The 10213-nt window shown below is 49.7% G+C and carries 8 protein-coding genes; 6 read left to right on the top strand and 2 right to left on the bottom strand.

Going from position 1 to position 10213, the window contains the following annotated elements; genetic code table 11:
• Positions 1-410: 410 nt before the first annotated feature.
• Both Q7V48_15010 and Q7V48_15005 read right to left on the bottom strand, forming a co-directional pair.
• Positions 411-3119, bottom strand: a complete 2709-nt coding sequence (locus Q7V48_15010; protein MDO9212036.1) for a VWA domain-containing protein — start codon at positions 3117-3119, stop codon at positions 411-413.
• A 153-nt stretch (positions 3120-3272) separates the two neighbouring features.
• Positions 3273-4109, bottom strand: a complete 837-nt coding sequence (locus Q7V48_15005; protein ID MDO9212035.1) for a CbbQ/NirQ/NorQ/GpvN family protein — start codon at positions 4107-4109, stop codon at positions 3273-3275.
• A 419-nt stretch (positions 4110-4528) separates the two neighbouring features.
• On the opposite strand from Q7V48_15005, the gene Q7V48_15000 reads away from it, so the two are divergent.
• The 6 genes from Q7V48_15000 (at position 4529) to Q7V48_14975 (ending at position 10110) form a co-directional block, all read left to right on the top strand.
• Entirely contained in the window at positions 4529-4888 is a 360-nt protein-coding gene (locus Q7V48_15000) for a Lin0512 family protein (protein ID MDO9212034.1), read from the top strand.
• A 62-nt stretch (positions 4889-4950) separates the two neighbouring features.
• Positions 4951-6918 carry an ASKHA domain-containing protein gene (locus Q7V48_14995; GenBank protein MDO9212033.1) on the top strand — a complete coding sequence of 656 codons (1968 nt, stop codon included), beginning with the start codon at positions 4951-4953 and terminating at the stop codon, positions 6916-6918.
• A 321-nt stretch (positions 6919-7239) separates the two neighbouring features.
• Positions 7240-7479 carry a ferredoxin family protein gene (locus Q7V48_14990; GenBank protein MDO9212032.1) on the top strand — a complete coding sequence of 80 codons (240 nt, stop codon included), beginning with the start codon at positions 7240-7242 and terminating at the stop codon, positions 7477-7479.
• A complete protein-coding gene (locus Q7V48_14985) occupies positions 7479-8639 on the top strand; it encodes a 2-oxoacid:acceptor oxidoreductase subunit alpha (protein MDO9212031.1) in 1161 nt (386 codons plus the stop codon). Before Q7V48_14990 ends, Q7V48_14985 begins: the two co-directional genes overlap by 1 nt.
• Positions 8636-9490, top strand: coding sequence for a thiamine pyrophosphate-dependent enzyme (locus Q7V48_14980; GenBank protein MDO9212030.1), 855 nt, complete (start codon positions 8636-8638; stop codon positions 9488-9490). The genes Q7V48_14985 and Q7V48_14980 overlap by 4 nt, the downstream gene beginning before the upstream one ends.
• Before the next feature lie 80 nt (positions 9491-9570).
• The gene (locus tag Q7V48_14975) at positions 9571-10110 is read left to right on the top strand and encodes a 2-oxoacid:acceptor oxidoreductase family protein (protein ID MDO9212029.1); all 540 of its coding nucleotides are present in this window, start codon (positions 9571-9573) and stop codon (positions 10108-10110) included.
• The last annotated feature ends 103 nt before the right edge of the window (positions 10111-10213 follow it).

Raw genomic sequence — 10213 nt, 5'->3', positions numbered from 1 at the left:
AAATTCAGCCTCATATGTATAGCCTTGCCGGTTATCATCGAAGTTGCTGTCAAATCTTGTTCGTTAGCGTTTCTTAAATAAGCGAACATACAATTTGCCTGCCTGGGCTAATCTATCTTCTCATCTCTTATGGGTGAATAAAAAACCCCATCCCTCTTTTCGAGAAATGGGGTTTCAATGACTCCAAACATTTTAGCTCCTCCAAAGGTTGAAAGGAGAAAACCCAAAGTAAATAAGCAATCAGCTATTAGCGTTCAGCCATCAGCTCGACAGCGGATAGCTTTTGACTAAAAGATCAATGTTACAGAAGTTATGAGGTTTTTGGCTGTGACCGTTGTTTTTATACCATTACACCCTTTGCCGAATCAAGAAAATTATCGTTAGGTGGTTTTGCGGTGAATTTTTATGGGTCAGGTGGTCAGGCGGCGGTAGATTTTAGGAAGTTCCCGGGGGAGCTCGGCGGTTTCTTCGATGACTAAGTATTTGGAGGGATGGCACATCTTGCGCAAATAATCATGGCCGGCGCGGTCAACCGTAATACAAAACGTGTGAATATTCTTGCGGGTAGCTTCTTCCAAAGCCCTCATCGTGTCCTGAAGGGCGTATTCCTTGCCGGTGCGATCTTCTCCGTAATCGTAATCCTGAGGGTAGCCATCGCTGATCAGGATGATGTTTTTAATTTTTGATTCTCGGCCATTCATTTTCTCCACGGCATGTCGAATTGCAGGCCCCATGCGGGTGGAACGCTGGGGTTTAATCTCCCCAATCCTTCCTTTAACCTTCTCTCCATACTCTTCGGCAAAATTTTTGATGGTAAAAAAATCTACATCTTTCCTGCCGTATCCTGAGAAACCGAAAATGGCATATTCGTCACCGATCTCTTTTAAAGCCTCTGCCATAACCACCAAAGCTTCCCTTTCAATATCGATAACCTTTTTCTCTGCGGGGAAGTCAGGAGTAAGCTCCGGTGTTTTATTTTTGCCATTCACCCGTTCATCGGTGGAAGCGCTCATATCCAGTAGAAAAAGAGTAGAAAAATCCCGATCTTTTCGGTTCTTCTCGATGTAGATTTTTTCAGAAGGCGAATGGCCGGCCCGGCGATCGACGGAAGCTTCGATGGCTGCGTTGAGGTCAATCTCCTCCCCTCTTTCCAGGTGGGGGATTTTTTTAAAGCGTTCCGGTTTGAGCATCTGAAATTGTCTGCGCACTTCAGCCACCAAATCCGCGTAGGCACCCAGAACCTCGGAGACAAACCCCGATGACCCTACCTCAACTTCTTTCTCTTTCAACCGACACCATTTCACCCGGTAGTCACTGATCCTGTAATCCCACTCATCGTAATAATAGGCGCCATCGCTATCTTCGCCGAGTTCCGCAAGAAGATCCGCCATTTCCGCTTTCAGCTCTTCCCGGTCCTTCTTACGGGCCGGGTTAGAACTGGCGACTCTTTTCAACCCCTCCAGGTCGGTGAGAAAAAGACCTTGAAAGTCGCGCTCCCCTTCCCCCTTAAAGGTTTGGGTTTCCACTTCCAGCCCCATATTGAGGAGCTTCTTCAACTCTTCCGCCGAAAGGGGAACGCCTATTGCCATTTGGTTCAAAAGGTTTTTGATCTCTCGCAGGCGCAATTTCTTCTGGACCAGTTCAGGGCGAAATTGCCCCCGGTGCGGCAAAGGAGCGGGGCTGCTATAAGGTTCCTCCCCTTTGGCCAGTCGAGGGGCGAAATCCATTCCTCTAATTGCGAAAAGGGATTGATTCAATGATGGGCAACCTTTCAGTTCTTCTTCCGGGTGAAGGGTCAGGGAGCGAAAATTCGGCAACGCACTCAGCCAGCGATAAAGGATCACCGTGCCCCGGGCGGAATCTGCTACCGTCGCTCCTTTCTCCAAAATTGGGGTCAGTAGAGAAAGCAGCTCTTGCAGGTGCAAAGTTACGACCTCCGGAAAATTGCCATCCGTTTTCCTCAGGACGCTGATCCTCAGAATTGATTCCAACACGGCCTCTTGCAAAGGGAGCGAGGTGGGCGAAGGCCTTTTTTCCATAGTCTTCTTGAGGAAAAGGTCCATTTCTTTTTTTAAACCGCGGTATTCTCGGCGAAGGTAATGGTCAATGCGGGACCCTTCGAGCAGGTGGAAGATATCGCGCGCTAAATTGGTTTTGGGAAAAAGCCGGAGGAAAGCTTCCAAAGGAGAAATGGATTTCCCTTTATCTTCAATGGACTGCAAACAAGCGCGAAAAAGTTCCGGGGGAAAGAGATCGTAAACGGAGGAGAGCTTAAAGGTAAAAGTCCCAAACTCCAAATAACCGGCTTGGTGAGCTGTAGCCAGCCTGTAGGCAGAAACGTTTAGTGCCGGGGAGGAAAATTCTTTGGAAACCAGGGGTAGATAGATCGTTTCTCCATCCGTCCACGGCAAGAAATAAAAAGAGTTCTGCATTCCCTCCCTTAATTCCGGTAACGGTTTCAGACTCAAGCTTTCCCCCGTAAGGGCTTGGGCAAAAAGTTTGAGAGGACGGGCAACTTCTTCGAAAAAAATGGCCGTACTCTGCGCTTGCCCTCTTTCCTGAGAATGCCTTGATTCCAGGCTGTAGTAGGCCAGGGCTGCGGGCAAGTTTTTGTCAATCAGGGGAAGCCCATCTTTATACCAATGATAAATTTTTTCTGAAGGTATTTCATGACTTATTTTTGATAAATTCATAAAATACTTTAATGAAATAGGCCAGTCTTCGGAAGCCAGACGTAGGCCCAGATCGAGATATATGGAACGTTCTTTTTCCGGAAGGGCTTTTATGGTTTGGGGACTTCTTTCCAAAAACTCGAGAAGGGTTTCCCGTGACTCTGAGGCCAAAATCTCGGCCCAGCGAAGGATGGTATGGCGACAGGAGGGATCGATGGAGGCGAGAACTCCGGGAGCGAGACGTAAAAAGGTTACGGCGAATTTGCTGGATCGTTCTGCTACTTTCAGGCCGATTTTCAGAATTTCCGCTCTCTCATCGGCTGTTAACGCCGGAAGGATTTGGAGTGCGCTGAGCAAAGCTTTTTCGATTTTTTCAAGATCCCAGCGAACCCGCTTCCTCAGCTCTTTGGCAAATTCATTCCAGGCGTTAACTTCTGCTTCGTTCATTTCATCCACAACTTTATCGCCACAGAGGTCACAGAGACCACAGAGAAGTAAAAAATAAATTAAAAAGTAAAAATACAAAAGGGAAAAAATTTTGAATATTTTCTTATTATTTATAACTCTGTGTACTCTGTGACCTCTGTGGCTTATGGTTTTTTACGGAAATATCGAGTTGATAACTTCCCGGATCCCTTGCACCATTTCAGAATCATCGGTCACCGCCTGGGCCACAGCCACCTCACAAGCTCGGCGCGGTTCGATTTCCTGAGTAATGAGCAATCCGGTATAAATCAAAAGACGAGTGGACACCCCTTCTTCCAACCCTTGGTCCCGCAAATTACGTACTTTTTCCCCGAGCTTGGCCAGGTCGTTGGCCATATCAAAGCTTACCCCGCTTTCATGAGCAATGATTTTGGCTTCCATTTCCCTGGGGGGGTAACGAAATTCAATGGCCACAAAACGCTGGCGGGTACTGTGTTTCAAGTTTTTCAGAACGCTTTGATAGCCGGGGTTATAGGATATGACCAGGAGAAAATTTTCATGGGCTTCGATCATTTGCCCCTTTTTCTCCACAGGCAGAATCCGCCGATGGTCGGCCAAAGGATGGATGAGGACCGTGGTGTCCTTGCGAGCTTCCACGATCTCATCCAGGTAGCAGATGGCCCCGTTCTTCACGGCTTGAGCCAAAGGCCCGTCAACCCATATCGTCTCTTCCCCTTTGAGCAAGTACCTACCCACCAGGTCGGAGCCGGTTAAATCTTCATGACAGGCCACCGTAATCAAAGGGAAGGAAATTCCCATCTCCTTGCCCAGGAAGTACGTCATGTATTCGACGAACCGAGTTTTGCCGCATCCGGTAGGGCCTTTGAGCAGAACTGGCAGCCGGGCGTTATAGGCCGAAATAAAAATTTGCACTTCATCGCCGATGGGCAAATAATAAGGTTCTTTAAGAATGCGATACTCTTCAAAAGCTTTTTCGATTCCTTTACTCATGAAATCAGATTAGCAAATTCGCCGTTGGATTGGCAAGAAAAATAGGATGCACCTGCAAAAATGTCCTTATGTCCCGTCTCGGAAGTTCGTATCATAATTCAAACCTCTCGGACGGCCCGGTGCTCAGGGCGCTTCGCTTGGCATCATGAGGCGGTGGTCCTTTCATGGATGAGGCGGGAAAGGGCATCCCGCCTGCTTTTACGGAAAGTCAGGGGGAGCATGGATTAGGTATTCTCCCGGCCGATACTGCCCGCGCTCAGCACCCTGACCCCCGGGCCACGGCAAGGTGGGTAAAAAACCCCACCAGATTATATAACGCGAATTTTTAGCAACTTGGCATTAGTTTTTCAATGTTTCCTTGCTTTCCAACGGCTCTTTTGCTATTAGGTAAAAGAAAGTTAATACTTCAGGGGGACCCAATGGCGCTAAGAAAGTTCGTTATTGAGGTAGGGATGGGGGTTGACCAACACGGCCAGGATAATACTCGCGCCGCCGAAAAAGCGGTTCAAGATGCCATCCACCGGAGTTGCCTTTGCGGTTTGAGGGAAGTCGCCGGCTTAAAAAATCCTGATGACATATTTGTGGAGGTGTTGATCGGCTGCCCGAACCCAGAGTCCGTGGATAAGGAGCGGGTACTGAAGGTCCTTCCTTTTGGACAGAAAACGATCGAAGTACACCAGGGCGGTCTATTGGGGAAGACCCTATTCGTTCCCGAGCTCGGCGATAAGACGGACGAGATGATCGTGGCCAACGCCATCGTAACCGTTTACGTTCCCTAAGAAAAAGGGGTCAAGGGGTCGAGGGTTCAAGGATCCAAGTGATTTTTTGAGGAACCTGATTCTTGGATAAGAAAAAAGTCACCGTTCTTTTTCAGCCTTCAGGCCGGCGAGGACTGGTTGAGAAAGGAAAGACTCTCCTTCAGGCTGCCCACGAACTGGGTGTCTCTATTGAATCGGTTTGTGGGGGGAAACACACCTGCGGGAAATGTAAGGTTCGGATAGAAGAAGGCATCTTCGAAGGTGGTTCTTTAAAATCGCGCAGGGAAAATCTTTCTTTCTTTCCGCCAGAAGAAAATAAATTTATCGAAGAGAAAGAGCGAGAAAAAGGATACCGCCTGGCCTGTGTTGCTAAACTGCAAGGAGATGTCCTAATCAATGTGCCCGAGGAAAGCCGGGCCGTCCAACAAACTATCCGGAAGGATGCTCACCAAACTACTACCAAGTTAAACCCTGGGGTGAAAAGTTATTATGTTGAGTTAACCCCCCCGACTTTAAAAGAAGCTCTGGGAGATTTTGAGCGCCTCCAACAAAAGCTGGCAATCAATTACGGCCTCAGAGATCTTACCGCAGATGTCTCGTCTCTTCAAACCCTTCCACGGATATTGAGGGCGAGTAACTGGAAAATTACGACTTTCGTTTGGATGGATCGAGAAATTCTGGGTATCCAGCCGGGAAAGGTAGAGGATTTTTACGGATTGGCCGTTGACATCGGTACAACCACGGTCGCCGTTTATCTTTGCAATTTGAATAATGGGCAGGTCGTAGCAACCGAATCGATGATGAACCCACAGGTGATATTTGGCGAAGATGTAATGACCCGGATTACCTATGCCATGAACGATCAAGACAAGGGGTTAAAGCGCCTGCAGGAAGCAATCATTGAGGGAATGAATAGGCTGGCCCAATCCGCAGGCAGGTCTGCGGGGATTATGCCGGAGGAGATTCTGGAGATGGTCGTGGTGGGGAACACGGCCATGCATCATATTTTTTTGGGAATTGACCTACAATATTTAGGTTTGTCTCCTTTTGCTCCGGCAGTCCATCACTCCTTAGATATCAAAGCCCGCGACCTGGGGCTGAAGATTCATCCGGCAGCGAATGTCCACCTGCTACCCATAGAAGCAGGGTTCGTGGGAGCGGACAACGTGGGGGTTCTTATCTCCGAGGAACCCTATTCCAAGGAGGAGATAGCCCTGATCATCGACGTAGGTACGAACGGAGAACTCCTCCTGGGGAATAAGCAACGACTTCTCTGCGCCTCTTGCGCCACCGGACCTGCCTTTGAGGGAGCCCATATAAAATTTGGGATGCGGGCTGCGCCTGGCACAATCGAACGGGTGCGCATCGATCCCGATACCCTGGAGGTAAGGTATAAAGTCATCGGCCTGGAAAAATGGAGCGATGAATGTCCACCTGCAGAAATCCAGGCCAGGGGAATTTGCGGCTCAGGAATCATTGAGGTTGTAGCAGAGATGTTCAGGGCCGGAGTGTTGGAAAGGAATGGGCGGATCAACAACAGCATAACCAGCGGCCGTATAAGGAAAACAGATAAAGAAAGCGAGTTCATCATCGCCCGAGCCGAGGAGACTGCAATTGGCCGGGAGATCACGATTTCAACCGCCGACATCCGAGCCGTGCAGCTGGCCAAGGGGGCTCTTTATGCCGGGGCCAAGATCCTAATGAAGATGTTGGGCGTTAAACACCTGGAGGAGGTCATCCTGGCCGGAGGATTCGGTAGTTACATCGATTCCCAAAGGGCTATGATTTTAGGGATGTTCCCAGACTGTGACTTGCAAAAGGTTTTTTCCGTGGGCAACGCCGCCGGAGACGGGGCCTGTTTAGCCTTACTGAACCGGGAGAAGAGAACGGAGGCCGACCGCATGGCCCGGCAAGTTGAGTACATCGAGCTTACCACTCATCCGGATTTCACCGAAGAATTCGTCAACGCCATGTCCATCCCGCACATGAAAGATGATTTTCCTCACTTGCAAGATCTTTTGCAGTCAAGGAGTTTTCCTCCTAGCAAATAGTCCTGGCAAGAAACCTTGCCTCCCTTCACTTTTTTATTTCCCTAATATTTTCGAGCCCAGGGAGGCAGGAAGATGCTTCGTTTGGCCAAGGAGGCAGTTGTTCGTTCCTATCCCGAAGCTTAACTTCTACCGTTGCAGCAAGCGGAGAGATCCAATCTTTATGAATTTACAACTGAATATGGAAAGTGAAGGTAGACAAGGGCAAGAAACTCCTTGACACCCTTCAATTATGTATACAAAATACGATCATAGCTTACGTCTTTAGTCATGATAAAAATTTCCTCTGGCAGGTTGGATTATGAGAAAGGGGGATTATAAAGAATGGCCATTACCATCGTAAAAGACTTTTGCAAGGGGTGCGGGTTTTGCATCGCCTATTGCCCCAAGAAAGTCTATGATCTTTCTACCGAGATGAACAAGAAAGGGTATTATCTGCCCAGTCCGGTGCGCATCGAAGATTGTACCGAGTGCGGCCTTTGTGACTTTTACTGCCCTGATTTTGCGATCCTGCTGGAAAAAACCAAAAAGAAAAGTAAATCCAAGAGAAAGGAGGACCGCTGATGTCATCAGGAGTCAAACCGGGGAAATATTTCGTCCAGGGCGATGAAGCCATTGCCGAAGGAGCCATCGCCGCTGGTTGCCGTTTCTTTGCCGGCTATCCCATTACCCCCTGTTCGGAAACTTCGGAGACTATGGCCCGGCGCCTACCCGAAGTAGGCGGAGTCTGCCTGCAGATGGAAGACGAACTGGCCTCGATTCATGCCGTGGGGGGGGCTTCGGTAGGCGGGTTGAAGGCTATGACCATTTCCTCCGGCCCGGGAATCAGTTTGAAATTGGAAGGTCTGGGCTGGGGGATTAAGAACGAGATTCCCTATGTGGTGGTCGATGTCCAGCGCGCCGGCCCGAGCAACGGCGTGGCGACCCGCGTGGGCCAGGGAGACTTCTACACTATCCGTTATGGCTCGGCAGGAGGGAATAGCTCCATTATCGCCCTCTCCCCCAAATCCACCCAAGAAGCTTTTGACTTGACCATTGAATGCTTCAACCTTGCCGAGATTTTTCGCTGCCCGGTCTTTTTACTTGCCGATGAAACGGTAGGACATACCCGGGAGCTTTTGCTCATTCCCGAAGAATCGGAACTAAAGGTGGTGAAGAGGGTTAAGCCTACGGTTCCGCCGGAACAATTCCTTATGTATCCCCTGGATACGCCGGGAGTCATCAACTACCCCTTCCCCAATATCGGAGAAGGTTACGGGATATGCGTTTCGCCCTATACCCATAACTCCAAAGGGTACGCCAGCACTGCCCAGGATATGCAAGAAAAGATGGCCAAACGTTTGGTCTTCAAAGTTACCGAGAATCTAGATAAATTGGTGCGGGTGGAAAAACAAAAAATGGAGGATGCGGAATTCGCTGTTGTGGCTTACGGCGGAAATGCCCGCCCGGCCATTGCTGCGGTAGAGATGGCCCGGGAGCAAGGGATGAAGGTGGGATTTTTCCGGCCAATCATCGTCTGGCCTTTCCCCGACGGGGAAGTCCTCAAAGTTGCGGAGAAGGTAAAGAATATTTTGGTCTGCGAGCTGAACATAGATGGGCAGCTCTCCCGGGAAGTTGCCCGGGCGTCCAAAGGAAAGGCCGAGGTTTACCTTCTGGGTTCCGGAGGCGTGGAGCCGCATCTTCCGGCGCAGATATTCAATGAGATAAGGAGGCTTTACCCATGAGCACGGTTGGCGAAACTCCGAATGTTCTGCATCCTTTAGTAGCTAAATACCTGCGCAAGGAGCGCATGCCCCACATGGCCTGCCCGGGATGCGGCATCGGCCAAGTGGTTCATGCCGTGCTTTTGGCCGTCGATGAATTGGGCTTGACCCCCAAAGACACGGTCTGGGTACAAGGAGTGGGTTGCAACAGCCGGATCACCTACTCCACCTGGGTGGGAGATAACGTGGACGCCCATCACGGCCGGATGTTTGCCGTGGCGACGGGCTTGAAGATGGCCCGTCCGGACATGAATTTTATTTGTTTCACCGGCGACGGAGATTGCGGGGCCATTGGAGGCAACCATTTTATCCATGCCTGCCGCAGGAATTTAGACGTCACCGCCATTTTGTTCAACAATGGCATCTACGGCATGACCGGCGGGCAGGTAGCTCCCACCTCTCCCCTCGGAGCCGTGACCACTACCACGCCTTACGGAAACATCGAAGACCCCTTCGATATGTGCCAGATGGCCGTGGCAGCTGGAGCCAGCTACGTGGCCCGTTGGCGGTCCACGGATTTCAAACCTTTGGCCAACTCCATTAAAAAAGGAATTCAGACCAAAGGGCTGGCCTTCATCGAAGTTTTGCTGCAATGCCCAACCAATTTTGGCCGGTACGTCCTGAAGACCAGTAATCCTCAAGATGTGCTAAAATGGATCAAGGACCATTCGGTCTCCCAGAAGGAAGCAAAAAAAATTTCCAAGGAAGAGTTGGCCGGAAAGTACCTCATTGGCGAATTCGTGTACCGTCCGGAACGCACGGGCATCGTGGAACGATACCAGGAGTTTTTGAAAAAATATCAAAAAGATTAAATACTACGCAAGGGAAAAGAGCCTTCCCGCATTTCGCGGGACTGAGGAACTTTTTACGAAGCTGTCAAAAGGAGTAAATCATGGCGCGCCAAGAAATTCGCTTTGCTGGATTTGGAGGTCAGGGGTTACTTTTAGCCGGAATTCTTTTGGGCAAGACTGCGGCCCTCTATGCCGGAAAACAGGCCGCCCAAACTCAATCTTATGGAACGGAGGCCCGGGGAGGGGCTAGCCAGTGCAATGTAGTCATCGACGACAAAGAGATCACTTACGTGGGCGTGGTTAACCCTGATGTCTTTGTAGTAATGTCCCAGGAAGCTTATGAAAAATTAATCGGGGAAGTCAAGGTTGGGGGGTTGGTCTTCTATGATTCAGACTTGGTGAAAATTAAGGAAAACCCCGGGTGGCGGCAGATTCCCGTTTCTTCCACCTCGTCCGCGAAGGGATTGGGCAAGCAGATGGTGGCCAACGTGGTCATGCTCGGGGCGATGGTCGAAGGAACGAAAATCCTCGATGTTGACCTGGTCAAGGCCTGCCTTAAAGAAAGCGTTCCTTCAGGGACAGAGGAATTAAACCTCAAAGCCTTTGAGTTGGGGAGATCTTTGTTTAAACCCGGAGCATAAAAAATTTTTGGGCCACAGAGATCACGGAGTCCACCGATATAAGTCAAACTAAACAACCCTCGACTATAAGTCGAGGGGTTTTATGAAGGGTCGATTCCAAATC

Source organism: Deltaproteobacteria bacterium, assembly GCA_030654105.1.
GTDB lineage: Bacteria > Desulfobacterota > SM23-61 > SM23-61 > SM23-61 > JAHJQK01.
The sequence above is the reverse complement of the archived record's forward strand: the minus strand, read 5'-3'. Positions and strand labels throughout refer to the sequence as shown.

Bases quoted from the DNA above. Each gene is read 5' to 3' on its own strand.
- Q7V48_15010 (MDO9212036.1), bottom strand. From the start codon at position 3,119: ATGAACGAAGCAGAAGTTAACGCCTGGAATGAATTTGCCAAAGAGCTG.
- Q7V48_15005 (MDO9212035.1), bottom strand. From the start codon at position 4,109: ATGAGTAAAGGAATCGAAAAAGCTTTTGAAGAGTATCGCATTCTTAAA.
- Q7V48_15000 (MDO9212034.1), top strand. From the start codon at position 4,529: ATGGCGCTAAGAAAGTTCGTTATTGAGGTAGGGATGGGGGTTGACCAA.
- Q7V48_14990 (MDO9212032.1), top strand. From the start codon at position 7,240: ATGGCCATTACCATCGTAAAAGACTTTTGCAAGGGGTGCGGGTTTTGC.
- Q7V48_14985 (MDO9212031.1), top strand. From the start codon at position 7,479: ATGTCATCAGGAGTCAAACCGGGGAAATATTTCGTCCAGGGCGATGAA.
- Q7V48_14980 (MDO9212030.1), top strand. From the start codon at position 8,636: ATGAGCACGGTTGGCGAAACTCCGAATGTTCTGCATCCTTTAGTAGCT.
- Q7V48_14975 (MDO9212029.1), top strand. From the start codon at position 9,571: ATGGCGCGCCAAGAAATTCGCTTTGCTGGATTTGGAGGTCAGGGGTTA.